30 protein-coding genes are annotated in these 24,642 nt (G+C 67.7%); 12 read left to right on the forward strand and 18 right to left on the reverse strand.

Features of this window, described 5'->3' with window-relative positions; all coding sequences use genetic code 11:
• The 6 genes from DMC64_RS07250 to DMC64_RS07270 form a co-directional block, all read right to left on the reverse strand.
• A complete protein-coding gene (locus tag DMC64_RS07250; RefSeq protein WP_125732978.1) occupies positions 1 to 1,209 on the reverse strand; it encodes a hypothetical protein in 1,209 nt (402 codons plus the stop codon).
• Positions 1,206 to 1,808, reverse strand: coding sequence for a DUF3558 domain-containing protein (locus DMC64_RS07255; protein ID WP_125732979.1), 603 nt, complete (start codon positions 1,806 to 1,808; stop codon positions 1,206 to 1,208). The genes DMC64_RS07250 and DMC64_RS07255 overlap by 4 nt, the downstream gene beginning before the upstream one ends.
• Complete coding sequence (locus DMC64_RS07260; RefSeq protein ID WP_125732980.1) at positions 1,809 to 2,312, reverse strand: hypothetical protein; 504 nt, start codon at positions 2,310 to 2,312, stop codon at positions 1,809 to 1,811.
• Between the two features lie 337 nt (positions 2,313 to 2,649).
• Positions 2,650 to 3,258, reverse strand: coding sequence for a DUF3558 domain-containing protein (locus DMC64_RS07265; RefSeq protein WP_125732981.1), 609 nt, complete (start codon positions 3,256 to 3,258; stop codon positions 2,650 to 2,652).
• A gap of 49 nt (positions 3,259 to 3,307) precedes the next feature.
• Entirely contained in the window at positions 3,308 to 3,487 is a 180-nt protein-coding gene (locus tag DMC64_RS43195; RefSeq protein WP_233629596.1) for a hypothetical protein, read from the reverse strand.
• A complete protein-coding gene (locus DMC64_RS07270; RefSeq protein ID WP_233629597.1) occupies positions 3,484 to 3,897 on the reverse strand; it encodes a DUF3558 family protein in 414 nt (137 codons plus the stop codon). The genes DMC64_RS43195 and DMC64_RS07270 overlap by 4 nt, the downstream gene beginning before the upstream one ends.
• 276 nt (positions 3,898 to 4,173) lie before the next feature.
• On the opposite strand from DMC64_RS07270, the gene DMC64_RS07275 reads away from it, so the two are divergent.
• Positions 4,174 to 6,519: a hypothetical protein gene (locus tag DMC64_RS07275; RefSeq protein WP_037334397.1), complete on the forward strand. Its 2,346-nt coding sequence runs from the start codon at positions 4,174 to 4,176 to the stop codon at positions 6,517 to 6,519.
• A gap of 35 nt (positions 6,520 to 6,554) precedes the next feature.
• Entirely contained in the window at positions 6,555 to 7,016 is a 462-nt protein-coding gene (locus tag DMC64_RS07280; RefSeq protein WP_125732982.1) for an SRPBCC family protein, read from the forward strand.
• 141 nt (positions 7,017 to 7,157) lie between these two features.
• Here the strand turns inward: DMC64_RS07280 and DMC64_RS07285 are convergent, their stop codons facing one another.
• A complete protein-coding gene (locus DMC64_RS07285; protein ID WP_038521697.1) occupies positions 7,158 to 7,727 on the reverse strand; it encodes a hypothetical protein in 570 nt (189 codons plus the stop codon).
• Positions 7,728 to 7,906: 179 nt separating this feature from the next.
• On the opposite strand from DMC64_RS07285, the gene DMC64_RS07290 reads away from it, so the two are divergent.
• Genes DMC64_RS07290 through DMC64_RS07300 form a run of 3 tightly spaced genes read left to right on the forward strand, consistent with a single transcriptional unit; the run spans position 7,907 to position 11,924 of the window.
• Entirely contained in the window at positions 7,907 to 9,715 is a 1,809-nt protein-coding gene (locus DMC64_RS07290; protein WP_125733644.1) for an NHL domain-containing thioredoxin family protein, read from the forward strand.
• A 40-nt stretch (positions 9,716 to 9,755) separates the two neighbouring features.
• Entirely contained in the window at positions 9,756 to 10,049 is a 294-nt protein-coding gene (locus DMC64_RS07295; RefSeq protein ID WP_007032412.1) for a co-chaperone GroES, read from the forward strand.
• 30 nt (positions 10,050 to 10,079) lie between these two features.
• Entirely contained in the window at positions 10,080 to 11,924 is a 1,845-nt protein-coding gene (locus tag DMC64_RS07300) for a VanW family protein (RefSeq protein WP_125732983.1), read from the forward strand.
• A gap of 3 nt (positions 11,925 to 11,927) precedes the next feature.
• On the opposite strand, the gene DMC64_RS07305 is transcribed toward DMC64_RS07300, so the two are convergent.
• The 6 genes from DMC64_RS07305 to mug form a co-directional block, all read right to left on the reverse strand.
• Complete coding sequence (locus DMC64_RS07305; RefSeq protein ID WP_125732984.1) at positions 11,928 to 12,644, reverse strand: leucine-rich repeat domain-containing protein; 717 nt, start codon at positions 12,642 to 12,644, stop codon at positions 11,928 to 11,930.
• A 22-nt stretch (positions 12,645 to 12,666) separates the two neighbouring features.
• Complete coding sequence (locus tag DMC64_RS07310) at positions 12,667 to 12,960, reverse strand: GlsB/YeaQ/YmgE family stress response membrane protein (protein ID WP_038521684.1); 294 nt, start codon at positions 12,958 to 12,960, stop codon at positions 12,667 to 12,669.
• A 73-nt stretch (positions 12,961 to 13,033) separates the two neighbouring features.
• Positions 13,034 to 13,309, reverse strand: a complete 276-nt coding sequence (locus DMC64_RS07315; protein ID WP_037334416.1) for a GlsB/YeaQ/YmgE family stress response membrane protein — start codon at positions 13,307 to 13,309, stop codon at positions 13,034 to 13,036.
• A gap of 124 nt (positions 13,310 to 13,433) precedes the next feature.
• Positions 13,434 to 15,278 carry an acyl-CoA dehydrogenase gene (locus DMC64_RS07320; RefSeq protein WP_125732985.1) on the reverse strand — a complete coding sequence of 615 codons (1,845 nt, stop codon included), beginning with the start codon at positions 15,276 to 15,278 and terminating at the stop codon, positions 13,434 to 13,436.
• A 149-nt stretch (positions 15,279 to 15,427) separates the two neighbouring features.
• Positions 15,428 to 16,228 carry a response regulator transcription factor gene (locus DMC64_RS07325; protein ID WP_037336170.1) on the reverse strand — a complete coding sequence of 267 codons (801 nt, stop codon included), beginning with the start codon at positions 16,226 to 16,228 and terminating at the stop codon, positions 15,428 to 15,430.
• A 282-nt stretch (positions 16,229 to 16,510) separates the two neighbouring features.
• On the reverse strand, positions 16,511 to 17,062 hold the full coding sequence (mug, locus tag DMC64_RS07330; protein WP_125732986.1) for a G/U mismatch-specific DNA glycosylase: 552 nt from the start codon (positions 17,060 to 17,062) through the stop codon (positions 16,511 to 16,513).
• Between the two features lie 28 nt (positions 17,063 to 17,090).
• On the opposite strand from mug, the gene DMC64_RS07335 reads away from it, so the two are divergent.
• Positions 17,091 to 17,744: a bifunctional 2-polyprenyl-6-hydroxyphenol methylase/3-demethylubiquinol 3-O-methyltransferase UbiG gene (locus DMC64_RS07335; protein WP_125732987.1), complete on the forward strand. Its 654-nt coding sequence runs from the start codon at positions 17,091 to 17,093 to the stop codon at positions 17,742 to 17,744.
• 96 nt (positions 17,745 to 17,840) lie between these two features.
• Entirely contained in the window at positions 17,841 to 18,017 is a 177-nt protein-coding gene (locus tag DMC64_RS42945; RefSeq protein WP_199754933.1) for a hypothetical protein, read from the forward strand.
• On the opposite strand, the gene DMC64_RS07340 is transcribed toward DMC64_RS42945, so the two are convergent.
• On the reverse strand, positions 17,958 to 18,605 hold the full coding sequence (locus DMC64_RS07340) for a VanZ family protein (RefSeq protein ID WP_037336175.1): 648 nt from the start codon (positions 18,603 to 18,605) through the stop codon (positions 17,958 to 17,960). The genes DMC64_RS42945 and DMC64_RS07340 overlap by 60 nt on opposite strands.
• Before the next feature lie 150 nt (positions 18,606 to 18,755).
• Between DMC64_RS07340 and DMC64_RS07345 the strand changes: the two genes are divergently transcribed.
• From DMC64_RS07345 to DMC64_RS07355, 3 genes are all read left to right on the forward strand, one after another.
• Entirely contained in the window at positions 18,756 to 19,244 is a 489-nt protein-coding gene (locus DMC64_RS07345) for a GNAT family N-acetyltransferase (protein ID WP_125732988.1), read from the forward strand.
• Positions 19,245 to 19,341: 97 nt separating this feature from the next.
• A complete protein-coding gene (locus DMC64_RS07350; protein ID WP_125733645.1) occupies positions 19,342 to 21,027 on the forward strand; it encodes a bifunctional UDP-sugar hydrolase/5'-nucleotidase in 1,686 nt (561 codons plus the stop codon).
• Between the two features lie 109 nt (positions 21,028 to 21,136).
• Positions 21,137 to 21,475 carry an MmcQ/YjbR family DNA-binding protein gene (locus tag DMC64_RS07355; protein ID WP_037334431.1) on the forward strand — a complete coding sequence of 113 codons (339 nt, stop codon included), beginning with the start codon at positions 21,137 to 21,139 and terminating at the stop codon, positions 21,473 to 21,475.
• Here the strand turns inward: DMC64_RS07355 and DMC64_RS07360 are convergent.
• Both DMC64_RS07360 and DMC64_RS07365 read right to left on the reverse strand, forming a co-directional pair.
• On the reverse strand, positions 21,472 to 21,999 hold the full coding sequence (locus DMC64_RS07360; protein ID WP_125732989.1) for a GNAT family N-acetyltransferase: 528 nt from the start codon (positions 21,997 to 21,999) through the stop codon (positions 21,472 to 21,474). The two genes, DMC64_RS07355 and DMC64_RS07360, sit on opposite strands and share 4 nt — an antisense overlap.
• Positions 22,000 to 22,033: 34 nt before the next feature.
• Positions 22,034 to 22,426, reverse strand: a complete 393-nt coding sequence (locus DMC64_RS07365; protein WP_125732990.1) for a pyridoxamine 5'-phosphate oxidase family protein — start codon at positions 22,424 to 22,426, stop codon at positions 22,034 to 22,036.
• 36 nt (positions 22,427 to 22,462) lie between these two features.
• On the opposite strand from DMC64_RS07365, the gene DMC64_RS07370 reads away from it, so the two are divergent.
• A complete protein-coding gene (locus DMC64_RS07370) occupies positions 22,463 to 22,864 on the forward strand; it encodes a DUF4279 domain-containing protein (RefSeq protein ID WP_016338169.1) in 402 nt (133 codons plus the stop codon).
• A 61-nt stretch (positions 22,865 to 22,925) separates the two neighbouring features.
• Positions 22,926 to 23,579, forward strand: a complete 654-nt coding sequence (locus DMC64_RS07375) for a hypothetical protein (RefSeq protein ID WP_125732991.1) — start codon at positions 22,926 to 22,928, stop codon at positions 23,577 to 23,579.
• A gap of 2 nt (positions 23,580 to 23,581) precedes the next feature.
• Here DMC64_RS07375 and DMC64_RS07380 read toward each other — a convergent pair whose 3' ends face one another.
• Complete coding sequence (locus tag DMC64_RS07380; RefSeq protein WP_125732992.1) at positions 23,582 to 24,076, reverse strand: GNAT family N-acetyltransferase; 495 nt, start codon at positions 24,074 to 24,076, stop codon at positions 23,582 to 23,584.
• Between the two features lie 27 nt (positions 24,077 to 24,103).
• Positions 24,104 to 24,619, reverse strand: coding sequence for a hypothetical protein (locus DMC64_RS07385; protein WP_233629598.1), 516 nt, complete (start codon positions 24,617 to 24,619; stop codon positions 24,104 to 24,106).
• Positions 24,620 to 24,642 lie beyond the last annotated feature (23 nt).

Genomic DNA, 24,642 nt, shown 5'->3' on the forward strand with positions numbered 1-24,642 from the left:
TTACGCGCCGATCACCGGCGGAACCGGCTTGTCACCGTCGTAACCACCGAAGAGGGAGTCGCCGTCCTCTTCCTGCAGCGTGATCTTGCGCTGGTGCTCCTCGTCCTCGCCGCCCTTGCCCTTGCCGGCGCCGCCACCCATGCCGCCACCGCCCATACCCGGCGCGCCGGGACGACCCGCCGCCGCGGCACCGCCCGCCGGCGTACCGCGCATCGCGCCTTCACCGGGCATCGCGGCGCCGACGCCGCGACCGGGCCCCATACTCCCCGGCCCGCCCGTCGACCCACCCGGCCCGAACCCGCCGCCGGGCCCGAAACCGCCACTGAAACCGCCCGATCCCGGCCCGAAGCCGTTGCCGCCACCGGGTCCACCGGTGCCCGGCCCGCCGGGCCCGAAGCCGGGTTGGCGATAGTCGATCGGCTTCGCTTGGATCCGGTCGTTCACCCGGGAAAGGTCGGTCTGGTCGTTCGGCCGCGGAGACGGCAGTGGCCGCGGCATCTGCGGCACCCTCGGCGCCGGCGGAACCTGCGGCGGCCTCGGCGCCTGATACCCCTCGGCCCCCGGAGGCGCACTGTACGAACTCGGCCCGCCTGTGTACCCACCGGGAGCACTGTGCCGCCCGGAGTCGCCCGGCCCGCCGCTGAACCCGCTGACCTTGGTCTGCCCGGGATCGATCGGATCCGGCGTGATCGGCCCCGCCGACACGTTCGGATCATGCGCGGCCGGATAGACCGGCGCGAGCGACTGCTGCCGCGGCTGGGTGCTCTGGTAGTACGGCTCGTAGATCTCGACGTTGTGCTTGGTGTCGGCGTCGAACTTCGCCGCCGCGATCTCGTCGTCACTCGCGCCGATGGACAGGATGTCCTCGGGCCCGCTGTCCCCCGCGCGCTCCTTCTCGACCGGGCGGACATTGCCGCGCGTGTAATGGAAGGAGGCGTTCTGGTCGAACATCGACTGGCGGGCGCGGTCCATGTTCTCGCCGGCGATCTTGGACGTCGCGATGAGCGGGGCGAGGCCTGCTGTTCCGCTGTCGGCAGCCTTGCCCTTCCAGAACGTGCTGAGCGCGGTCTGGCTCTTCTCCAGCGTCTGACTCATTTCCTGATGGGCGACCATCAGGTGATGAGAAGCGACCTGCGCCGCGTCCAACCGTTTCGTGTGGTTCGGGTTGGCGTTGAGTTTGGTGAAGATTTCCCAACCGCTGTAGGTCATTGTGCTGCCTTCAAACGTTGAATCGCCAGCTCAGCCAGCTTCACGCTGGTACCGCAGGGGTCGTTGTACGCAGGGCTGTCGTCGAACAGAGCCGTGACCACGGTGTACATCATGTCGTCGCGGAGTCCGACAGCCAGATTGCAGTTGCCCGCACCTTCACCGCCGTTCGCGAAAACGACGGCCGGATATCCGGCGATGTCAGGCACAGGCTTGAACGTCGTGACGCCGCTGCCCTGTTGTTTGAGAGCGTAGAGATGGCTCAAGCCTTCGGGCTGGCTGACGTTCAGGCCCCCGTTGATCGAGCCCGCGAGGTCGGCGAGGATCCACGAGCAGGTCGGGCCGCCCGCGACCTGCTCCACCTTCGAGCTCTTCACCTTCCCGGCGATGCTTCCGATCTCTGTATCGGTCGCGGCGCTGCAAGGTTCGGTCGTGAACTTTTCCGTCTTCAACGGGGTTGTCACTTTGGGAGCCCCCGCGCGTGGGAGGGTCGTGGCGTCAGACTTGGGTGTCGACGGCTCGGCCTTACCGCCGGTTTCCCCGTTGCATCCTGCCGTGAGCACGGCAGCCACAGCGAGAACGGAGAGGAGTCGAGCACGCATTCAGAGAGCCTTTCCAACGGAACGGAGAGCGTCGATCGCAGCCTGGTCTTGCTTTTCGTACGCGGTCTTGATTTCCACCAGCTTGTCGGCGTAGGCCCTGGTGAACTTGCGTGCGCCGTCCAGGAACGTTTGGTAAGAGGCTCCTGACTCGTTCGCGATCTTGACGTAGCCTTGGCTGGCGACCTCGTCACCCATCGCGTCGATACCGGTCAGGTGCGCGGCCTCCCTCATGGCGCTGCTGAAATTGTTTTCGATGCAGTCCTCGAGCGACTCGATGACCTTGCTCATGGCTTCTGAGTCGAACTCCCAGCCGCCGTTCGAGGACGCTGCGGCGAAGTCCGCCTGGGCTTGGTTGGCACCTAGGTTGGTGTAATCCGGCGCGGGTGCCTGCGCCGGTGCTGCGGTGGCCCCCTGGATCAGCCCCGAGCCTGAAGGCGGTACCTGTGGCGGCGTCGTGTTCAGCTGGTTGTAGACCCCCTGAGGGCCGGCTCCCGGTCCTGTCATGTCGTGCCTCCCCGCACGGGCCGCGAAGGGGCGCGGCCTACCCGTAGTTCACCATTGACTCCAATCGGTGACCATAGCAGCAGGTAAACCGTTGATCAGCCCCTTTGTGGAAGATCACCGTCGAAAGATGGGATTTCAGCGTGATCTGGTCTGATAGAGGGCGCTTGTCCGGTTTGAGTAGGTGTCTTCTGCCCTGCCGTCAGCAGAAAGGGGCGTTCTGGTCGTGCCTTGACCCGGCGGGCACGTCCATGCTCTCGCTCGCGATCTTGGAGGTCGCGATGAGGGCGCGGGGTCGGCTGATCCTGATCGAGGATTCCCACCTTCCAGCCGCTTCAGGTCATTGGGCCGCTTTCAGATGCTGGACAGCGAACTCGGCGAACTTGACGGTCAAGCCGCACGGGTCCTCCAGGTAGGCACTGCCGCGCCGTAGTTGTGTGACCAGGACGTATGTCACGTCGTCACGGAGTCCCACCGCGAGCTGGCAGGCGCCCCGGCCTTCTCCGCCATTCGCGTACTGGACTGCTGGGTATCCGGCGATGTTCGGTAGGGGCTTGAACGTCGTGAGACCGCTACCTTGTGCTTTGAGGGCGTAGAGGTGACTGAGGTCATCGGGCTGACTGACGTTCAATGCGCCGCTGATGTTCCCTGCGGAGTTCGCGAAGATCCAGGCGCAACCTCGCCCGTTCGCGATGTCCTCGGCCGCTGCGCTTTTGAGTGTTCCCCCCCCCACGGCCTCGACCTCCCCCTCGGTGGCGGCACCGCAGGGATCCGTGATCAACAGGTCGGTCTTCAGCGGACTTTGTACAGCCGGGGCACCGGCTCGCGGTAGACCTACTGACGAGGCGGGCGCGGGGGCGGGACTCGCTGAGGTCGTGGTGCCGTCACAACCCGACACGAGTAGCAAAGTTGTGCAGGTGATCGCCGCGGCGATGACGAGCCGTCGCATTTCAGCGAGCCTTCCTGTTCGCATTTCCGGAGGTCACCGTTCGGGCTGGTCAGGACTTGTTGAGATTCTTGATCGCTGCGGCTGCCACCTTGATCGCCATGCCGCAGGGATCGGACAGGATCGGGTTCCCTGTGGTCAGCAGCGGAGTCACTGTGTAAGTGAGGTCGTCTCGAATGCCGACTGCGAGCACGCAGCGCCCTTTCCCTTCGCCGCCGTTGTCATAAATCACGCCGGGTGGCCTTCGATCGAGTCGATAGGTTTGAAGGTCGAGAGGCCACTCTGCGCGTGCTTGGCATACAGGCTGCTCAAACCGTCCTTGTTTCCAGGGGTGAGACTGGCGGTCACACTGCTGGGGCCGGGTTCGAAGATCCAACCGCAACTCTTGCCCATGGCTCCGTCGTCGGTCATGGTCCGTTTGACCTTGCCACCGATCGCCTCGATCTCGGCTGTGGAGATGTCACTGCACAGGTCTGCCTCGATGGCTGCAGTGTCAATGATCGGTTCCGCGACTGCCGGCGCGCCATCGGACGGAAGCCGTGTCGAGGGTGGTGCACTCGTCGTCGCCGTGCCGGTTACCTGTGTGCCGCAGCCACCGGCCACGAGCGATATCGCCGCAGCCAAGAACAAGAAACGCTTCATGTCGTGCCTCCCCGCACGGGCCACGATGGGCGCGACCTACCCATAGTCCACCGCCGACTCCGGTGAGTGACCGTAGCAGCGAACCACCGCCCCGGCGGCGAATCCGCCCAAGATCACCACCGCGGCCGCAAACGGCCTGTTCCAGCACCCGAGTCGGCCGTTCTGCCGTCGCGGTCCCGTGGCAGGTTCCGGTCCACTGTCCCGGGCCACTTGCGAACCCCGTGCGTGATCGGCTTCGCTGGGGGCCGAGGAACGACGGGGGAGGGAAGCGAAACGATGCCGGGTTTTCGGCGCAACAACGGGCCGCGCGATCCGGGGGAAGGTGACCAGAACGGCGACACGTCCTTGCCGCCGCTCGACCCGTTCGACCCGAACCCCGACAAGCGGTACGAGGTCCCGGCGTCCGAGCTGATGAAGCCGGGGACGACGGGGCTGCTCCGGTGGCGCCGCCAGGCGACCAACGCGCCGATCGTGCAGGTCGAGGACGCGTACATCACCGGGACGCTCGATCTGCGCGCCGCCGACATCAAGTATCTGTTCCGTTTCGAGCGGTGCCGGTTCGAGCATCCGCCGGACGTCCGCGAGGCGCATCTGCTCGGGCTGGTGTTCCGCAAGTGCTGGCTGCCGGGGCTCAAGGCGCGCAACCTCCGCACCCGCAACGACGTCCGCCTCATCCGCAGTGTCGTGCACGTCGACGCCGAGCACGAGATCGAGGAGACCACGGTCCAGCGCGGCGACGACCGCGAGCGAGGGATGCCGAACGCGGCGGTCAATCTCACCGACGCGGTCATCGAGGGTTCGGTCGTGCTGACCCGCACGGTGATCACGCATCCTCGCGGCAAGGCGATCCAGGCCGACCGGGTCAACATCGTCGGCGCGCTGCTGGCGTATCGGTTGGTGGCCAACGGAGAAGTCCGCATCCCGGGTATGCGGGCCGGCGGTAACGTCAACTTCTCCGGCGCGACGCTGAACAACCGGGACGGCTTCGCGCTCAACGGCAACGGCATCCACATCGGCGGCAGTCTGCTGTGCGAGGTGGACAACTACGGGCCCGCCGCGCAGCGTAAACGCTTCTCCGCCAGTGGGATCATGTACCTGCCGAGCGCCACTGTGGACAGTGACATCATCCTGCGCGAGGCCAAGCTCTCGGTGAACCAGTCGGGGCCGATCGTCGTCGACGCGTGGAAATCGAACGATCCGTACATCGATCCGCGGCCCGCGCTGGTCGCGGATCGCTCGACGGTCAACGGGAATCTCGAGCTGAGCGACGGCATGCAGGCCACCGGGACGTTGCGGATGGTCAACGCCCGTATCGGCGGTTCGCTGCGGTTGGCGGGCGCCGAGGTCCAGGTCGTCCGCGGGCAGAGCATTCCCTACTACGACCGCGCGATCCATCTCGACGGGACCACCATCGGCGGCGATCTCGAGGCGACGAGCCTGCGGGTGCCGTCCGGTCAGTTGCGCATGGCCGACATCACCGTCGGTGGCAACGTGCTGGCGTGGAACTCGATGTTCCTGCACCCGCGCCGCGACGTCTTTTCCGCGCGGCGCGCGAAGATCGCGGGCAACTTCCAGCTCACGGACGCGACCGTCCAGGGCACCTTGCGGTTGCAGGGCGCCGAGATCGGCGGCAGCGTGAACCTCTTCGGCACGAGCCTGACCGAGCCCGGCGCGCGCACGCGGACCAGCTACTCGCTGGACGTCCGCACCGCGCGGATCGGCCGGGATCTGATCCTCACCGAGAACAAGGAACGTCCGTTCGTCGCGCAGGGCGGGGTCAACCTCGACGGCGCGCAGATCGCACGACGCGTCGACTTCCGTGGTGCGCGGCTCGGTTCCCTGCCGCAGCACGGGATCGCGCTCGACGGCAGTGACGTGTCGGCCGACGAATTCCTGCTCACGCCCGCCGTGCCGCCGGACGGCCGGATTGTGCTGCGCCGGGCGCATTGCGGCACGCTAGGTGACAACGAGGCGTTCTGGGCGTCGGCGACGGGGATCGAGCTGGAGGATTTCCGTTACGACGCACTGCAAGAGGACATCGCGCTCGACGACGACCGGGCGATCGACCATCGGATCGTGTTGCTGCGCAAGGCGATGGACGGTTACCGCCCGGGCCCCTACGACCAGCTGGCGGCGACGCTGCGCGCGTCCGGTAATGAAGAGCACGCCTCCACGGTGCTGTTGAAGAAACAGCAGTTCCGGTACGAGGCGCTCGCGAAGGGCTTCAAGTTCTTCGGGCCCGGCGTGCACGTGTGGAGCTGGTTGCAGCGGTCGATGGTCGGCTACGGCTTCCGTCCGGTGCGTGCGCTCGGCTGGCTGTTGACGTTGTTGGTGCTGGGCAGTCTGTGGTTCGGGTTCGGGGTCGACGACTGCGTCACCAAACCCAATCTCACGGTGAGCGGGCCGCGCTGCCTGGTCAACCAGGACGACACCGGACTGCAGTGGAATCCGGTGCTGTACACGATCGACCTGCTGGTCCCGATCGTCGACTTCGGCAACAAGTCGCGCTGGTACATGCACGGCATGGACAACTGGGTCGCGGCCGGGTTCACCGCGTCGGGCTGGGTGCTGGCGACGACGGTCGCGGCCGGGATCAGCCGCATGCTCCGCCGGGACAACTGAGGGTATTTCACATACCCTCAGTACGGAGGTATGTCATGACTCAGCCCAGCGCCACCGGAAAGATCGCGATCGCCGCCCCGCCCGAGAAGGTGTATTCCCTGGTCAGTGACCCGGGTGTGCTCGCGGGCATGGCCGAGGAGTACGAGGGACACCGCTGGGTCGGAGCCGCGGGGGCCGCCGTCGGCGCCAAGTTCCGCGGCCGGAACCGCCGCGGTCTCCGTCGCTGGAGCACGCTCTCGACGATCACGGACGCCGACGAGGGCAAGCGGTTCGCGTTCGAGGTGACCACCGTCGCCGGGCTTCCCGTCGCGCGCTGGCAGTACGACATCGAGGCGTCTGGCGACGGTTGCGTGGCCGTCGAGAGCACGTGGGACCGGCGGCCAGGCTGGCTGCGCGGGCCGACGTCGCTGTTCACCGGGGTCTGGAAGCGGGACGACGCCAACCGGGCGAACATCGCCGCGACGCTGGCCCGGCTGAAGGCCGCCGCCGAGTCCTGACCCATACCACGGCCGGTCCCGGATCACCGAAAAGAGCAAGGGACCTTTGCTACCACTTGGGGCACATGTGGTGACCGGCTACGCTCAACGCCACCACATGTAGTGGCCCCACTCCACAAACTCAAGTCATGAACGGACCGTTCATTCGACGAACCGCGACCAGAACTCGACGTGCCGCGGCCCGCCCTCCGGCGGCGGGCCCAGCGGCTGGCCGCAGAAGTCGTGCTGCAGGTATCCCCGCAGGTCGTAGCCGTAATAGACGATGTCGGTCTGATACACCGACAGCACCGGATATCCCGTGCTCCCGGCGATCCCGGGCAGATACCGGTGCCCGCAGACGGGTACCAGCTGCGGCGCGAGCGCCAGATGCGATCGCGCCCGTGAAAGCGCGTCGGCGAGGTCGATCGGGCGCATGCCCCAGTCCGGCAGCCAGAAGCCGTTGTGTTCGACGTCGTAAAGCACCCCGTCGACCGGCCAATCCAGGCGTTTTCGCAGCTGGTCGGGGTTGCCGCAGCGCCAGTCCGGCCAGCGGTCGCCGATCGGCACCCCGGCGGACAGGAACGTCCGGTGGTCGGCGGCGAACCGGAAGCCGAAGCGGGCTTCGACGTCGTCGAGCTCGGCCTCGCTCAACCCGGGACGCACGGGTTCGGCCAAGCTCGCCTGGAGGTCGTGTGCCTCCTCGATGGTGAAGGCGTGCTCAACAGTGGACATGTGTTCGAGCCTAAATTGCGCAACGCGAAGGCGCCTTCCCTTTTAACACCACTCCCTCATCACCCACATGGGCCTCCTCCCGAGGGGTGAGCTCGCCCTCTCAACGCCTGGACCTCGGAACAGCACGGCCACGCGTGTAGTTCACTCATGTCGTGACTTCCCCACGAACGCAGTCCCGTGTGCGCGCCCCCGAGCTCGCCGGTGACGGGTGGCTCAACACCGGCGGCGAGCGGATCACGCTCGCCGGGCTGCGCGGCCGCGTCGTCCTGCTGGACTTCTGGACCAGCGGCTGCATCAACTGCCTGCACGTGCTGGACGAGCTGCGCCCGCTGGAGGCCGAGTTCGCCGACGTCCTGGTGACCATCGGCGTGCATTCGCCCAAGTTCCTGCACGAGGGCGAGGCGGCCGCGATCGAGGCCGCCGTGCGGCGTTACGAGGTGCACCACCCGGTCCTCAACGACCCGAAGATGACCACCTGGTCGCAATACGCCGTCAAGGCGTGGCCGACGTTGGTCGTCGTCGACCCCGAGGGTTACGTCGTCCACGTCGCCGCCGGCGAGGGGCACGCTGAGGCGCTGCGCCGGGTGATCGCCGACCTCGTCGCGACCCACGAGGCCAAGGGAACGCTCCGCCGCGGCGGCAGCCCGTACGTCCCGGCCGAGGAGCAGCGCACCGAGCTGCGGTTCCCGAGCAAGGCCGTCACCACCGCCGAAGGCCGCATCCTGGTCGCCGACACGGGCAACCACTCCATCGTCGAGTTCGCCTCCGACGGCGAGACGATCATCCGCCGGTTCGGCAGCGGTGAGCGCGGCGCGCAGGACGGCCCGTTCGACCTGGCGAGCTTCACCGAGCCGTCCGGGATCACCCTCTTGCCGTACGAGGTCGCCGAGCGCGCGGGTTATCACGCCGTCGTCGCCGACACGGCCGGTCACCGGCTGCGCGGGATCGACCTGATCACCGGCGAGGTCTCCACGGTCGCCGGAACCGGCCGCCAGTGGCGCGACGGCGTCGACACCGGCAAAGCGCTCGACATCGACCTCACGAGCCCCTGGGACGTCGCCTGGTGGGGTCCCGCGGGCGGCGTCGTGGTCGCCATGGCGGGCAATCACACGCTGAGCGTGTTCGAGCCGGTCTCGGGCACCATCCGCCGCTTCGCGGGCACGACCGTCGAGGGCCTGCGTGACGGTGACGTCCACGAAGCGTTCTTCGCGCAGACGTCCGGCCTGACGCCCCACGGGCAGAAGCTGTGGCTCGCGGACGCGGAGACGTCGGCGTTGCGCTGGATCCAGCCCGAGGGCGAGACGTTCACCGTGCACACCGCGGTCGGCGTCGACCTGTTCTCCTTCGGCCACGTCGACGGACCCGCCGACAAGGCGCTCCTGCAGCATCCGCTCGGCCTCGCCGTGCTCCCAGGCGACACCGTCGCGATCGCCGACACCTACAACGGCGCCATCCGCCGCTACGACCCGCTCACCCGCCAGGTGACCACGCTCGCGACCGGACTCGCCGAGCCGTCCGGACTGCTGGTGCACGACGGCGAACTGCTGGTCGTCGAGTCGGCGGGCGGCCGGATCGGGCCGGTGCCGCTCGGGGAGCAGGCCGTGGCCGGGGACGCGCACGCGGTCCGCCGTCCGCCGACCGTGCTCGCGCCGGGTGAGCTGGAGTTCTCCGTCGTCTTCACCCCGCCGCCCGGCGAGAAGCTCGACGACCGGTTCGGCCCGTCGACGCGGCTGGAGATCAGCGCGTCGCCGCCGGAACTGCTCGCCGACGGCGCCGGAGTGGGCACGGACCTGTTCCGCAAGCTGCGCTTCGCCGAGGGCGTCACCGGAGGGGTGCTGCAGGTCGTCGCGCAGGCGGCGAGCTGTGACGACGGCGGCGAGCATCCCGCCTGCCGCATCACCCGCCAGGACTGGGGTGTGCCGGTGCGGTTCGAAACCGGCGGAGAAAGCGTGCTGAGCCTGGTCATGGCGGGCGACCCGGGTAAGTAGAGTCGTACCTGTGTCAGATCGGCCGAAACTCGAGATTCAGATGCTGCAGGACAGGGTGCTCGTGAAGCTGTCCCCCGAGGACGGGGAGCGCCGAAGTTCCGGCGGCATCGTCATCCCCGCCACGGCGCAGGTGGCGCGGCGGCTCGCGTGGGGTGATGTACTGGGCGTGGGCAACAGTGTGCGGAACGTCAAGACCGGCGACCGCGTGCTGTTCAACCCGGACGACCAGCACGAGGTCGAGATCCAGGGCGAGGGGCACCTGGTGATGCGGGAACGCGACATCCACGCCGTGGCGACCGAACGGACCGAACACGGCACGGGGTTGTACCTGTAACTCGAGCCACGGGAGGGGTGGTGAGGGGCGGTGCGCGAAGACCATGACGAGCCGGGCGCCGACCTGTTCACCGACGATCTCCTCTCGGCCCCGGAAACCGACGAGGGCCTGGTAGACGAGCTCTTCGAGGGTGACAGGGTGGTGCATCCGCCGCCGACGCCCGCGTCGAAGTTCCGCAAGGGCCTCGGCAAGGCCCTCATGGTCACCGGCGTGCTCATGGGCCTGTTCGTGCTCCTGTACGCGGTCGATCTGATCGTCAGCGCCGGGGACGTCCCGCGCGGCGTCACGGTCGCGGGCATCGACGTCGGCGGTCTCACGCACAAGGAGGCCGAGTCGAAGCTGCGCCGTGAGCTGGAGCCGAGGCTGATCGAGCCGGTCCGGGTGCGGGCGGGCGACGTCCGCACGGTGCTGTATCCGACGTCGTCCGGGCTCGGCCTGGACTGGCCGCAGACGCTGGGCCGCGCCGGCCATCAGCCACTGAGCCCGTACACGCGGCTGATGTCGTTCTTCACCAGCCGCGAGGTCGGCGTCGTCACCTGGACCGACGCGCCGAAGCTCGAAAAGGCCGTCTCGGACCTCGCCGCCACCAAGCTGAACCGTCCGCCGGTCGAAGGGAACATCACCTTCCAACCGGTCGCGGGGACCGACGGCGGCGTCGTCCCGGCCGCCGTCGAACCGCGGAACGGGCAGACCCTCGCCGACCTCAAAGAGGCCGTCACCGCGGTCACCGAGGGCTGGTTGAGCGACAACGGGGTCGAGTTCAAGGTGAACGTCGCGCCGGTGAAGGCGACTTCGCCCGGTGTGCACGCGGCGCTCGTCAAGATCGTCGTCCCGGCCGTCGCGAAGCCGCTGGTCATCCGCGGCGAGGGCAAGGACGCGACGCTGAAGCCGAACGTGATCGCGGGGTCCTTCCAGTTCGCCGCACGCGACGACGGCAACCTCGAAGTCCGTATCGACCAGGGCAAACTGCGGGCGGTGGCGCAGCCACAGCTCAAGGAGACCGAGACCGACGGGGCGGACGCGCAGATCGTCTTCGTCGGCGACCGGCCGGCGGTCCAGCCGTCGAAGGACGCGAGAAAGGTCAACTGGGACCTCACCTTCTCGTCGCTGACCTCGACGCTCGCCAAAAGTGAAGAGCGGGAGCTGAAAGCGGTCTACGACGCCAGCAGCCCGGCCGTCAGCACCGAGGCGGCGAACGTCCTCGGCATCAACGAGGTCATCGGCGAGTTCACCACGTCGGGTTTGAGCGGGCCGGCGATGACGAACGTGCAGACGCTGGCCGCCAGGGTCTCCGGCGCCATCGTGAAGCCGAACGAGCGGTTCAGTCTCGGCGCGCGGTCCGGGGCGAGGACGGCGGACGCGGGTTACGTGCCCGCCCCGGTGAACGAGGACGGCACCGGGCCGGTCGTGGTCGGCGGCGGCGTCTCGCAGCTCGCGACCACGCTCTACAACGCCGCGTACCTGGCGGGCCTCGCCGACGGCGGCCATCTGGAGCACGACAACTACCTGGACCGGTATCCCGTCGCGCGCGACGCCAAGGCGATCAACACCGACGGTTCGCCGGTCGAGCTGCAGATCGTCAACGACGCCCCGACCGGGATCGCGCTCCAGGTGATCCCCGCGAACGGCTCGGTGACGGTGCGGATCTGGGGTACGAAACGGTTTTCGGTGCAGAGCGTCGCCGGCGAGCGGCATTCGTACGTCCCCCAGCCGGTGCAGATGGGGTCGGGGCCCGGCTGCGTCCCGGATCCCGGCGCGGCCGGGTTCAGCACGTCGGACACCCGCGTGCTCGTCGACGTCGTCACCGGTACGGAGGTCCGCCGGGAGACCCGCAACGCGACCTACTCGCCAAGGGCCACGATCATCTGCGCCTGAGCTTCACCGCAGCACCATGCAGCCCCGCGCCTCGAAGTCCGCGAGCCACGGAGGTTCGCGCAGCTCCTTGTTCCACCGCAGATCCAGTTTGTCCAATTTGGACAGCCGCGTGATGGACTCCGGCAGTGAGGTGAGCCGGTTCTCCCGCAGGTCGAGCTGACGCAGCTCGCCCAGATCCCCGATGGAGGACGGCAACGAAGTCAGCAGGTTCTTCCGCAGGTGCAGTTCGCGTAACGCGGAAAGCGTCCCCATCGATTCCGGGATCCCGGTCAATCCGTTGCCGTACAAGCGGAATTCACGCAACGACGTCAGGCCGGAAAGATCCTCCGGAAGGGTGGGGATGCGATTGTCCGTGCACCCCAGGTATTTCAGCCGTCCGAGCGAACAGAGCGCGGCGGGGAACTCGGTCAACCGGTTGTCGCTCACGTAGAGGTATTCGGTCAGTCCGGAAAGCTCGCCGAGTTCGTCCGGCAGGACGGAAAGTTCGTTGTGCCCCAGATCCAGCGTGTGCAGATTCCGCAAGGCGCCGATGGCGGACGAGACGGAGGTCAGCCGGTTGGCGGCCAGATTCAGCACGCGGAGCCCCGAAAGCGACCACAGCTCGTCGGGAACGGACGTGAGCCGGTTGTCGTACAGATCCAGGTACTCCAGCGTCGCCGGAAGGGAGATGCCGGACAGGGAGGTCAGCCCCTGGCCACCGAGTTCGAGTCGAGTGGTCACAGGGGCCGACCGTAGTCCTGGGTCAGGTCGCGGCGCGATGCCCGCCCTTGATCTTGGCGTAGATCGCGGCCGCGGCGATGACGCCGACGATGGCCGCGCCGACCTGGAAGGCGTGCCGGATCCAGTCGATGCCCGCGGTGTCGCGGACGCCGAAGACGCCGGCCAGCCAGTTGCCGATGAACGCGGCGACGATGCCGACGACGATCGTCAGCCACATCGGGATCTTCTGATCGCCGGGCGCGATCATCCGGCCGATGACGCCGAGGATCAGCCCGACCACGATCGTGGTGATGATGCCCCAAAGGCCACCCAACATGGTCCCTCCTTCGCTGGAGAATCGAGTGAACCCACGGTGACACCGAAACCGGCTCGTCGCGCCTCAAGACCCCTTACCGGGTGACACCGCGGCGTCCGTAGAGGTTGGCGGCCAGCGTGACCCCGATCCCGGCGATGACGATCTGGGTGATGAGTTCGAGCCAGTCGAAACCCTTCGTGTCCGCGTAGCCGAGCCCGCGGGCGATCGCCGTGCCGACGAAGGCGGCGACGATACCGACGACGATGGTCAGCCAGATCGGGATGGACTGCTTGCCGGGGGCGAAGAACCTGCCGAGCACCCCGAGGATCAGGCCGACCACGATCGCCGTGATGATGCCGGTGACTGTCATTGAGACTCCTTTGCCGAGGTCTCCGCCAACGGGCGGACTCAGCACGGAAATTCCCCCGGAAATCCCCCTCGAAACCACGAAGAGCCCCCTCCGGACCGGAAAGGGCTCTTCGTCACGAAACCGTTTAGAACGCGGCTTCGGGGATCTCCATGAGGCTGTTGTCCGCGGCCTCGACGATCGCGCGACGCGACGTCAGCTCCGGCAGCACGTTCTTCGCGAAGAACGACGCCACGGCGAGCTTGCCCTCGTAGAACGGGACGTCCTTGGCCGACGCGCCCGCGTCGAGCTTGCCGATGGCGACCTCGGCGTGCTTGATGAGCTGCCAGCCGATGAGCAGGTCGCCGACCGACATCAGCAGGCGGACCGTGTGCTGGCCGACCTTGTTGATGTTCTGCGGGTCTTCCTGCGACGAGGTCAGGTAGCCGATCAGCGAGCCGAGCATGCCCTGGGTGTCCTCGAGCGCCTGCTTGAGCAGACCGCGCTCGTTCTTGAGCCGCCCGTTGCCGATCTCCGACTCGATGGTCTTCGTGATCTCCCCGGCGACGTAGGCCAGCGAAGCGCCCTTGTCGCGGACGATCTTGCGGAAGAAGAAGTCCAGCGACTGGATGGCCGTGGTGCCTTCGTACAGCGAGTCGATCTTCGCGTCACGGATGTACTGCTCGATCGGGTAGTCCTGCAGGAAGCCCGACCCGCCGAGGGTCTGCAGCGACTGCACGAGCTGTTCGGTCGCGCGCTCGGACCCGACGCCCTTGACGATCGGCAGCAGCAGGTCGTTGACGCCGTGCGCGATCTTCTGCGAAGCCTCGTCGCCCTCGCCGGTCCACACCTGGTCCTGGAAGGTCGCGGTGTAGAGGTACACCGCGCGCAGGCCCTCGGCGTACGCCTTCTGCAGCATCAGCGAGCGGCGGACGTCCGGGTGGTGGGTGATGGTGACGCGCGGCGCCGCCTTGTTCAGCATGTTCGGCAGGTCCGCGCCCTGGACGCGCTCCTTGGCGTACTCGAGCGCGTTGAGGTAGCCGGTCGACAGCGTCGCGATGGCCTTCGTGCCGACCATCATGCGGGCGTACTCGATGACCTGGAACATCTGCGCGATGCCGTCGTGTACCTCGCCGAGCAGCCAGCCCTTGGCGGGGGTGCCGTGCTGGCCGAAGGTCAGCTCGCAGGTGGTGGAGGCCTTGATGCCCATCTTGTGCTCGACGTTGGTGACGAAGGCGCCGTTGCGCTCGCCCAGCTCACCGGTCTCGCCGTCGAAGTGGAACTTCGGCACGAGGAAGAGCGAAAGGCCCTTGGTGCCGGGCTTGGTCTCGATGCCGGGGCCCTCGGGACGGGCCAGCACCAGGTGCATGATGTTCTCGACCATGTCGTTCTCGGCCGAGGTGATGAACCGCTTCACACCGTCGATGTGCCAGGAGCCGTCCTCCTGCTTGACGGCCTTGGCGCGGCCGGCGCCGACGTCGGAACCGGCGTCGGGCTCGGTGAGGACCATGGTGGCGCCCCAGCCGCGGTCGATCATGATCTGCGCCCAGCGCTTCTGCTCGTCGGTGCCGTTCTTGTCGACGATGCCGGCGAAGTTCGGGCCCGCCATGTACATGAACAGCGGCGCGTTGGCACCGAGGATGAGCTCGGCCGCGGCCCACTGCACGGTCGGGGGCAGGCCGAAGCCGCCCAGCTCGTTCGGCAGGCCCAGCCGCCACCATTCGCCGTCCATCAGCGCCTGGTAGCTCTTCTTGAACGACTCGGGGATCTTCACCGAGAAGGTCTTCGGGTCGTACACCGGCGGGTTGCGGTCCGCGTCGGCGTACGAGTCGGCGAGGGGACCGGAAGCGAGCTTGTTCAGCTCGGTCAGCACGCCGCGGGCGGTCTCCTCGTCGGATTCCGCGAGGACGCCCTTGCCGAGGCGGTCCTGCACGCCGAGGACCTCGAAGAGGTTGAACTCCAGGTCTCGGACGTTGCTCTTGTAGTGGCCCATTTCGTCACTCCAATGTGTTCGGCTCCCCGGCCGGGCACACGTCCCTACTCGCCGGTAACATCAGGATATTACCTGTGGGTAACCGGCGGCAAGTGAATGGCCACTGTTGTGATGTGTAAATCAGCAATTCGGGGGGCCTGGGTGCTGGTTCATCGGGGTGACGGCGCGATCGAAGCCGCGGCGGCCGGCTCGACCGGGGTGTGCGCGTCGTCGGGGTTCGCCACCAGGATGCCGGAGCGGAACGCGATCGTCACGGCGTGCGTGCGGTCGCGGGCCGAAAGCTTGCGCAAGATGCTCTTGACGTGCGTTCGCACGGTTTCGACGGACAGGAACAGGATCTTCGCGATCCCGGAGTTCTCCAGCCCCTCTGCCACCAGTTGCAGGACCTGGTACTCGCGGCGGGACAGCGGCATCAGGCCGCGCGCGGTCGCCGGCTTGGGGGCGTCGCCCGGTTTCGGGAGCACAGGCTGGCGTTTCGGCCGCGCCGTCAGCGCGGCCAGCGTCGGATCGATGTAGCGGCGGTCGCTGTGCGCGCGCCGGATCGCCTCGGCCAGGTGCCGTCCGTCGGTCGCCCTCGGCACGATCGCGTGCACGCCCGCCGCGATCGCCGCGGCGAGGTACTGCTGGGTGCGGTTGGTGTCCCTGATCATCGTGATGATGACCAGCGCCGGGTCGCCGCCGCTGAGCAGCCGGGACAGATGGCAGTTCGGGTCGAGCGCCGAATCCAGCACGATGACGTCCGGTTTGAGCTGTTCGCACAGCTGGAGCGCGGCATGATGGCTCGCCGCGTGGCCGAGCCACGTCAGTCCCGGCGTGCGGTGGACCAGCGAGCTCAATCCCTCGCAGAAGATCGGGATCGGATCGACGGCGGCCACGCCGAGTCCGCGGCCGCCTGGCGACAGTCCGCCAGGCCTGCCGGCCTGCGTTCGGTTCGGCTCGATGCTTCGCATCACGGACCCCTCCGTTTTCGTGCCCGCCATCTCCGGACGAGAGGACTCGGAAGTCCATTCGGTGACCACTGCCCCCCGGCGTGGTCACCCTCGTCAACCGGTCCCCCCTGCGGGACCGGACAGAGATGACACCTCGTAACTATTACGAGTCGGTAGGTCGGAGCACGTGACGCGATATCCCCCTCATAGATGTATCGCCTCGTCGCAGCAAACTCTGCGTATCAGCTGGTTGTGGATCTCTTGCTCGAATGAGCGCGCCGGCGGGAGATCCTGACCCGTTCACTACTCAGAGTGGACTTCGGCACGAAGGCGCCCGAACTCGTCCCCGAGCGCTGCGGGCGTCCAGTGCGCGTTCAACCCGCTCGGATTCGGCAGTACCCAGACCCGCGCTCCGCCGATCTCGGTGTCTTGCGGGCCGATCTTCGCCTTCGGGAGGCCGAACGCGGTCCGGTAGGCCGTGATCCCGACCACCGCGAGCCAGCGTGGCCGGAATGCGGCGACCCTCGCCGTGAGCAGGCGGCCGCCTTCCCGGAACTCGTCCGGCGTCAGCTCGTCGGCCCGCGCCGTCGTCCGCGCGACGACGTTCGTGATGCCGAGACCGAGACCGAGCAGTTCCTCCTGCTCACTGGGGTCGAACAGGCGCGGGGTGAAGCCGCCGCGGTGCAGCGCGGGCCAGAACCGGTTCCCCGGCCGGGCGAAGTGCAGGCCGAGGGCGCCCGAGTAGAGGCCGGGGTTGATCCCGCAGAACAACACGTCCAGATCGGGCGCGATGACGTCGTCGATGGTCTTGCCGTAGGCGGCGGCCAGCTCGTCCTTGGTCGGTTTGGTCCTCACCGGGCCAGTTTCCGGCACGCTGGCGGGTATGGAGCAGGGGGCGTTCACGGCGGACGGCTGTTCGGTGGAGGTGTACCGGCTGTTGCCGCCCGGCGACGAGCCGGGGATCGTGCACGCGGCGGTCCCGGCGGGGGCCTCGATCCTGGAGCTCGGCAGCGGCGCCGGGCGGGTCACGCACGCGTTGCTGGAGCTCGGGCATCCGGTGGTCGCGGTGGACGATTCGCCGGAGATGCTCGCAAACGTCCGTGCCGAGAAGGTGTGTTCGAAGATCGAAGACCTGCGGCTCGGCCGGGTCTTCGACGTGGTGTTGCTCGGCAGCCACCTGGTCAACACCGCCTCGGAAGCCGATCGGGCGGCCTTCCTGGCCACCGCCCGCGCGCATGTCGCGCCCGGCGGGCGGGTGCTCGTCGAATGGCATCCGCCGGAGTGGTTCGACTCGGTCCGCGACGGTCAGGGCGGCAGGCTCGGCGAGGTCGACGTCCGGCTCGGCCAGGTCGTCCGTGACGGCGACCTGCTCTCGGCCGTCGTGCGGTATTCGGCGGGCACCCGGTGGTGGAGCCAGGCGTTCACCTGCCGACGGCTGGACCCGCAGTCCCTGAAAGCCGCCCTGACCAGCGCAGGCCTGACCTTCGAACGCTGGCACGCCGAAGACCGGACCTGGTTCTCGGCGAGCCCCGAGTGACCTGCGACACCCACTTTCGTCTCAAGGGGTGGTCAACTCAGCACGATGTGCGTACTGTTTGTGATCTCGCACACAAGGTCGTTTCGAGGAGGCGTTTTGCAGCTCTCGCTCATCCTCGGCCTGGTCGCGTTCATCTTCGTCGTGGCCACCGTGCTGGTGATCGCGGAAGACCGGCGGGCCGCGCGGCGCGCGGCCCAGCGACGGCAGGCGAGGCTAGCGGACCTGGGCGAGGTCGACCCGCTCGCGGCGCGGAAGCTGAAGCTCGACCGTTGAGGGAACGGGCTTCCGCACGAGGCTGAGCAGCAAGGCCCCGGCGATCCAGCCGAGCATCGCGCCGCCGGTGTTGTTGAGCAGGTCGTCGACGTCGAAGATCCGGTAGACGTAGGGCGCGGTGCCGAAGTTCGCGGTCAGCTGTGTGACCTCGATCAGCAGCGAAGCGGCGAAGCCGATCAGCGTCGTGCCGACGAGACCGCGCTTCCAGAGCGTCCTGGCGAAGAAACCGAGCGGGACGAACAGCAGCACGTTCATGGTGGCCTGCTGGAAGGTCTGCGTGGTGAACCAGTCGGCCATCGGCAGCCCGTGCTTGAGCAGTTCGGTGTGGATGTCGGCGACCCACTGGAAGGGGTTCAGCTGCACGGTCTGGCTCAGCCGTTTGACACCGGGGCCGGGCAGCGGCAGGAAGGTCACCGCCACCGTCATGGTCGCGTAGAGCAGTACGGCGGCCATGGTCAAGACGGGACGAAGCCGCACTCGGCCGTGCCGCGCGTGCAGGACGATCAGCTGCGGGATCAGCACCGTCGCCCAGAGCGCGAAGAAGCCGATCAAGCCGTACTGCAGGGCGGTGACCTGTGCGTTCGTCATGACCACGACGTTATGGATCACGAGGGGTCCGCCACTTCGGTCGAAGGGCCGCGGCGGACGGCGCCGGATCGGCCGAGTGGCCGACCCCGATCTTGGCCGATCGGCGATATTCGTTCCCCGATCCGCCGCTCGACGTGGGATTCTGCCCGGATGTTGCTCGTTCGACGGCTCGTCCCCTCGGACCTCGACGTCTTCCGCGAGGTCCGCCTGCGTGCCCTGACGGACACCCCCGAGAACTACGGCTCGATCGCCGCGGCCGAAAGCGCGCAATCCGACGAGGAGTGGCTCGCGAAGCTGGCGGGCGACGTCTGGTTCGCCGCCTTCGACGACGGGCGGCCGGTCGGTCTCGTCGCCGGACGGGCGCGGGACGACGGCTGGATCCTCTACTCGATGTGGGTCGCGCCCGAAGCCCGGGGCCGGGGGCTGGGCACCCGGTTGCTGGGCGAGGTGCGGTCGGCGGCCGAGGACGACGGCGCGCGCGAGGTGTGGCTGCACGTCGCGGAGGACAACGACCGGGCGCGGCGGCTGTACCTGAAGCTCGGGTTCATCGCGACGGGTGAACTGGAGCCGATGCCGAACGACGTCACCCGTCGGCGCGAACGTCTTTATTTACCTGTTACCGCCGGTAGCAGTCAATAGCTTGACCGACGAGCATGTGACGGTTGCCTATCGTCCTCCTTTTTCCCCTGGTGAAGGTCAAACCCGCAAGGCAGACTCCTCCGCCGTGCGCCCAACAATGAAGCTCTCCACCCGGCTGGCCGTCGTCGCCGGTGCCGCGCTGACCGCGCTGGCCGCCGTCGCCGCGCCCGCGTCCGCCGCGTCGGCGACCACCGACGTCCGGCTGATCACGTTCAACGACCTGCACGGCAACCTCGAACCGCCGTCCGGTTCGAGCGGCCGCGTCACGCTGCCCGACGGCAGTACCGTCAACGCGGGCGGCGCCGCCTACCTCGCGACGCACCTGAAGAAGCTTCGCGGCGAAGCGCGCAACTCGGTCGTCCTGTCGGCCGGTGACAGCATCGGCGCGTCGCCGGTGATCTCGGCGCTGTTCCACGACGAGCCGACCGTCGAGCTGCTGAACCGGCTCGGCGTCGAGGCTTCCGTGGTGGGCAACCACGAATTCGACGAAGGTCTCAAGGAACTCCGCCGGATGCAGCACGGCGGCTGCCACCCCACCGACGGGTGCCAGTTCCGCGAATCCTTCAAGGGCGCGAACTTCCCCTTCCTCGGGTCCAATGTGTACTACGAGAACGGCGTCCCGGCGTTGCTGCCGTTCAGCATCGAGGTCTCCGGCGGCGTCCCGATCGGCGTCATCGGCGCCACGCTGAAGGATCTGCCGCAGGTCGTCACCCCGGAGGCGATCAAGGGTCTCAAGTTCGGCGAAGAGGTCCAGGCCATCGACCGCACGGCCAAGCTGCTCGACTTCTTCGGGGTCAAGGCGCAGGTCGTGCTGCTGCACCAGGGCGACAACTCCGAGACCGCCGGCCCGGACGAGTGCAAGGTCAAGCCGGGCGCGGCGACCGCGATCGCGCAGAAGGTGACGTCCAAAGTGGACGCGATCTTCACCGGGCACAGCCACCAGCAGTACAACTGCGTGATCAACGATCCCGACGGCGCACCGCGTCCGGTGATCCAGGGCGCGTCGTTCGGCCGTCTGCTCTCAGTCGTCGACCTGAAGATCGACCGCCGGACCCGCGACGTCGTCCGCGGCGAGACCAAGGCGCACAACCAGATCGTCACCCGCGACGTCACCCCGGACGCCGACGTGGTGAAGCTGATCGACGAGGCGAAGACCAAGGCCGCGCCGATCGCGAACAAGGCCGTCGGCACCATCACCGCGGACCTGGTCGCCAAGGGCGCCGCGTCCGGTGAGTCGCCGCTGGGCGACGTCATCGCCGATGCCCAGCTCGAAGCCACGAAGTCGAACGGCGCGCAGATCGCGATGACGAACCCGGGCGGTATCCGCACGGACTTCACCTACGCGTCGTCGCCCGCCGGCGAAGGCGACGGTGTCGTGACCTACGGCGAGGCGTTCGCGGTGCAGCCGTTCGCGAACATCATGCAGACGATCACGCTCACCGGCGCGAACCTGAAGAACGTGCTCGAACAGCAGTGGCAGGCCAACGGCGTCGTGCGCACGCTGCAGATCTCGAAGTCGCTGAAGTACTCGTATTCGGCGTCGGCGGCACAGGGTTCGCGCGTTTCGAACCTGACGCTCGACGGCGCGCCGATCGACCCGGCGGCGTCGTACCGCGTTTCGGTGAACAACTTCCTCGCCGCCGGCGGGGACGGCTTCACCGAGTTCACGAAGGGGACCAACCTGTCGGGTGGTCCGGTGGATCTGGACGCGCTGATCGCGTACTTCGGGGCGCACCCGGGCATCGCTCCGCCGCCCGCGGACCGGATCACCGTCCTGCCGTAGCTCCCGCGAGTGTCATGAAAGGGCCGTTCCTGACGTTTTTCGTCCTGAACGGCCCTTTCCTGACATCAACGGGGTGGTTTTGTCAGTGACCCAGGGCACAATGTCCGCCATGACGACCTGGGAAGAAGTCGTGGCTCTGGCGGGCAGGTTGCCGGAGGTCGAGGAGTCCACGTCGTACCGCACGCCGTCGCTCAAGGTCGCGGGCAAGAACTTCGCCCGGCTGCGCACCGAGGCCGAGGGCGGGCTGATGCTGCTGTGCGAGCACGCGGAGAAGGAGGCCCTGCTGGCTTCCGGCGACCCCGCGTACTTCACCACTCCGCATTACGACGGCTACGGCGCGATCCTCGTCGACCTCGAGAAGGTGGAGAAGGCGCAGTTGAGCGAACTCATCGAGGAGGCCTGGCGGATGAAGGCACCCGCCAGGCTCACGAAAGGACTGAACGACTAGCGGAGTTCCCCTTCGAGCAGGCTCATCAGGTACTCGTCGTGCCACTGGCCGTTCTGGCCGCGGAACGACTGCCGATGCCTGCCGTCCACCTGGAACCCGAGCTTCTTGTAGATGTGGATCGCGGCCTCGTTGTCGACCACGACCCACAGCGCGATCATGTGCAGCCGCATCATGTCGAAGCCGTAGCGGCAGAGCGTGCGCATGGCGTCGGTGCCGTAGCCGCCGCCCCAGTGGTCCTTCTCGCCGAGGTAGATGTCGAGTTCCGCGCGGCCCTGCTCCGGGGTGGCGTCGCGCAGGGTGCAGGTGCCGATCAAGGTGCCGACGGCGAGGCTCTCGATCGCGAACTCCACCTGGCTGAAGCTGTTGGGTTTCCGGTGGGTGAAGCGTTCGCGGATCTGGGCGAGGGATTCCGGGTGGTCCGCGGGCATCCAGCGCGTGACCTCCGGGTCGTTGTGCCAGCGCCACAGCGTGTCCGCGTCCTCGGGTTCCAGCGGGCGCAAGCGGATCAGTTCACCGGTCAGCATCGTCCATCCCAAGATCGGTATCGGACTTTCCAGACTATTGGGCGACACCCTCGAGCAGCCACCGCTTAACGGGGACTTCCAGCAGCACTCTGGCGCCGAATGGGGCGATCTCCACTCCGGCCGCCCAGCCGTCGTACTTCGCCGCCAGGGCCGCGAGGACGTCTTCGCGCAGAGCTCCTCGATAGACGCGCGCCACGCCTTCGGCGACAGCTGGAGCGTCGCCGTCCTCAAGCGCGAGGCTGACCCGTGGATCGCCGTCGATGTTGCGCACCTTGACGTTCCGCTCGCCGCTCCCGATCCAGAAGACGTCGTCGAGATACACGAACCACACCGGCGTGACGTGCGGTGATCCGTCCCCGCGGAGTGTGCACAACCAGGCGTTGCGCTCCCTGGCGAGCCGTTCGATAAGCGATTGATCACGTTTCATCTGGTCAGCCTGCCCGAAAGCTAGGGTGCCGGGCGTATGAAGGTCCACCAGTACTGCTACTTCGCCTTGAAGAGCGAAACCGTGTCCGCCGGGGAGATCACCGCGCGGCTCGGCATGGAGCCCGACGAGGTGCTGGTACTGGGTTCGCGGTCCGCCGAACACCGGTTGCCGCGGATGCACGCCTGGAAGGTGACGCATCGCGGTTCGGAACCGGTCGACGACCAGATCGAGAGCGTGATCGGCAGGCTCGCCCCGGTCCGCCCGGAAATCCGGCGGCTGGTGGACGAAGGCGTGAGCGCGGTGCTGCAAGTGGTGCGCTACTTCCATCATCGTGACGGCGGCGAGGAATTCGGCTGGCACCTCTCGCCCGCCGTGATCGCGTTCCTCACCGAAGCGGCGGCCGCGCTAGACGTCGACGAGTACGACCTCAGCGAATGAGCTTCCGCCGGTCGTGGTGGGATGGTGCCCCACAGCCGGACAACCCCGTTGGGAGCCCAGCATGTCGAGCGAGAACTGGCCGATGAGTCAGGATCCCGAGTCGCCGGTGATCATCTCCCGGTCGCTGGTGGAGGATCCGTCGAACCTCGCGTTCGTCGTCCTGGACGACGACGGCGACTGGTTCATCAGCGACGGCAACGAGTTCTCCGAGGACATGGAGGAGAACAAGGACGCGTTCGGCGCGCTGCCCCTGCGGGACGCGGTGGAGCTCATCCCGGAGATCGCCGCGCTGGCCGGCCTCCCCACCGGCATGGCCGCCGACTGGGATCCGGAGCGGCGCACGTGGCTGCTCAGTTCGGTCGCCGACTCGGACGACGACGAGGAAGACCTCCTGGTGCGCGCCGCCCGCCTCGCCGCGTGGACGCATCCCGGCTCGCCGCTGGAAGAAGTCCAGGTGAGCACCGAACTCGCCGAGATCTCCACCGACCCCGCCGCCCCGGCGCGCGCCGTCCGCCAGGTCGTCCGCGAGGCGGACGGAAGTTGGCTGCTCGTCGGCTTCCAGGTCCCGGAGAGCGAGGACTTCGAGGTCGAAGCCCTCGAAATGGAACACGCCGTCACGTTGTATCCCGACGTCGCCCTGGTGCTGAGCGCCGCGCCCGGCCAGGTTTACGACCGGCCGAGCGCCGACGCCCCTTGGGAACTCGTCGAAGGCTGACCTCAGCCCCGGCCGAAGTCGCAGTACATGACGTGCAACCCGATGCGCCCCAGCGTCGGGTGCTCGAACGCGCCCGGCACCGTCCCGACGATCTCGAACCCGAGCCGTTCGTAGATCCGGATCCCGGCCGCGTTCGACTCGGCGACCGCGTTGAACTGCATCCCCGCGAAACCCCGTTCCCTGGCCCAATCCAGGGCATCCGCGCACAGCGCGCCACCGATGCCCTTGCCGCGAACGTCCTTGTCCACCATGAAACTGGCCGTCGCCACATGGGACCCGGGCCCGCCGCGGTTCGGCCCCATCTTGGCCGTGCCGAGCACGCGGCCGCCCTCGACCGCGACCACCGTCCGGCCAGGCGGCGTCTCGACCCAGGTGCCGCGGGCGTCGTCCTCGGTGAGGTTCGGGTCGTAGGTGTACGTGTCCGCCGCCCGCACGACTTCGCGCACGATCGGCCAGACCTGTGCCCAGTCGTCTTGGGTGAACTCCCGGATTTCCATACCTGGCACGGTAACGACGCTGGGAAGTCAATAACCGGCCCGGCGGTTCCGATGCCACCGCCAGGCGAAGCCGGAGAGCAAGAACAGGCCGGCGACCGTCAAACCCGAGCCAATCCAGATCCGCGTCGAGCCGGATTCCCGCTCGACACGGACCCCCGGCGGCAATCCGGCCGCGATCCCGTCGATCTTGGCCTGGACCGAACGATGGTCGAAGACGCTCAGCTCGCCGTCTTCCGCCAACGTCGCCAGCCAGCGGCGAATCTCGTCGTTCTGCTCGCGGGAGAAACCGGGGAATTCGAGCGAGGCGTCGCGCAGCACTCCCGGACCCATGCACCTCAGCGGGTCTCCTGTGGACGCGTCGAGATACTGGCCCGTCGCCCCGCATTCGTCACCCGCCTTGGCGAAAACGACGGTGTACGGCCCCGGGGTGCTGCCAGTGTTCAAGCCGACGATGAGGAAGATCCCGCCGACCAGGAGGAGCGGAAGGATCAGCGACCCGGCCAGCACGGTCAGCAAGGCCGCGGCCGTACCGTCGCTCGGCATTTTCCGCACGGTGGAGAAGGTAA

This window comes from Amycolatopsis sp. WAC 04197 (assembly GCF_003947475.1).
GTDB lineage: Bacteria > Actinomycetota > Actinomycetes > Mycobacteriales > Pseudonocardiaceae > Amycolatopsis > Amycolatopsis japonica.

Bases quoted from the DNA above. Each gene is read 5' to 3' on its own strand.
- DMC64_RS07285 (WP_038521697.1), bottom strand. From the start codon at position 7,727: ATGTCCACTGTTGAGCACGCCTTCACCATCGAGGAGGCACACGACCTC.
- DMC64_RS07340 (WP_037336175.1), bottom strand. From the start codon at position 18,605: ATGACGAACGCACAGGTCACCGCCCTGCAGTACGGCTTGATCGGCTTC.
- DMC64_RS07280 (WP_125732982.1), top strand. From the start codon at position 6,555: ATGACTCAGCCCAGCGCCACCGGAAAGATCGCGATCGCCGCCCCGCCC.
- DMC64_RS07260 (WP_125732980.1), bottom strand. From the start codon at position 2,312: ATGACAGGACCGGGAGCCGGCCCTCAGGGGGTCTACAACCAGCTGAAC.
- DMC64_RS07270 (WP_233629597.1), bottom strand. From the start codon at position 3,897: ATGAAGCGTTTCTTGTTCTTGGCTGCGGCGATATCGCTCGTGGCCGGT.
- DMC64_RS07265 (WP_125732981.1), bottom strand. From the start codon at position 3,258: ATGCGACGGCTCGTCATCGCCGCGGCGATCACCTGCACAACTTTGCTA.
- DMC64_RS07275 (WP_037334397.1), top strand. From the start codon at position 4,174: ATGCCGGGTTTTCGGCGCAACAACGGGCCGCGCGATCCGGGGGAAGGT.
- DMC64_RS07345 (WP_125732988.1), top strand. From the start codon at position 18,756: ATGTTGCTCGTTCGACGGCTCGTCCCCTCGGACCTCGACGTCTTCCGC.
- DMC64_RS07310 (WP_038521684.1), bottom strand. From the start codon at position 12,960: ATGTTGGGTGGCCTTTGGGGCATCATCACCACGATCGTGGTCGGGCTG.
- DMC64_RS07315 (WP_037334416.1), bottom strand. From the start codon at position 13,309: ATGACAGTCACCGGCATCATCACGGCGATCGTGGTCGGCCTGATCCTC.
- DMC64_RS07325 (WP_037336170.1), bottom strand. From the start codon at position 16,228: ATGCGAAGCATCGAGCCGAACCGAACGCAGGCCGGCAGGCCTGGCGGA.
- DMC64_RS07250 (WP_125732978.1), bottom strand. From the start codon at position 1,209: ATGACCTACAGCGGTTGGGAAATCTTCACCAAACTCAACGCCAACCCG.
- DMC64_RS07370 (WP_016338169.1), top strand. From the start codon at position 22,463: ATGAAGGTCCACCAGTACTGCTACTTCGCCTTGAAGAGCGAAACCGTG.
- DMC64_RS07320 (WP_125732985.1), bottom strand. From the start codon at position 15,278: ATGGGCCACTACAAGAGCAACGTCCGAGACCTGGAGTTCAACCTCTTC.
- DMC64_RS07385 (WP_233629598.1), bottom strand. From the start codon at position 24,619: ATGCCGAGCGACGGTACGGCCGCGGCCTTGCTGACCGTGCTGGCCGGG.
- DMC64_RS07360 (WP_125732989.1), bottom strand. From the start codon at position 21,999: ATGCTGACCGGTGAACTGATCCGCTTGCGCCCGCTGGAACCCGAGGAC.
- DMC64_RS07350 (WP_125733645.1), top strand. From the start codon at position 19,342: ATGAAGCTCTCCACCCGGCTGGCCGTCGTCGCCGGTGCCGCGCTGACC.
- DMC64_RS07375 (WP_125732991.1), top strand. From the start codon at position 22,926: ATGTCGAGCGAGAACTGGCCGATGAGTCAGGATCCCGAGTCGCCGGTG.
- DMC64_RS07380 (WP_125732992.1), bottom strand. From the start codon at position 24,076: ATGGAAATCCGGGAGTTCACCCAAGACGACTGGGCACAGGTCTGGCCG.
- DMC64_RS07365 (WP_125732990.1), bottom strand. From the start codon at position 22,426: ATGAAACGTGATCAATCGCTTATCGAACGGCTCGCCAGGGAGCGCAAC.
- DMC64_RS07255 (WP_125732979.1), bottom strand. From the start codon at position 1,808: ATGCGTGCTCGACTCCTCTCCGTTCTCGCTGTGGCTGCCGTGCTCACG.
- DMC64_RS07335 (WP_125732987.1), top strand. From the start codon at position 17,091: ATGGAGCAGGGGGCGTTCACGGCGGACGGCTGTTCGGTGGAGGTGTAC.
- DMC64_RS07295 (WP_007032412.1), top strand. From the start codon at position 9,756: ATGCTGCAGGACAGGGTGCTCGTGAAGCTGTCCCCCGAGGACGGGGAG.
- DMC64_RS07355 (WP_037334431.1), top strand. From the start codon at position 21,137: ATGACGACCTGGGAAGAAGTCGTGGCTCTGGCGGGCAGGTTGCCGGAG.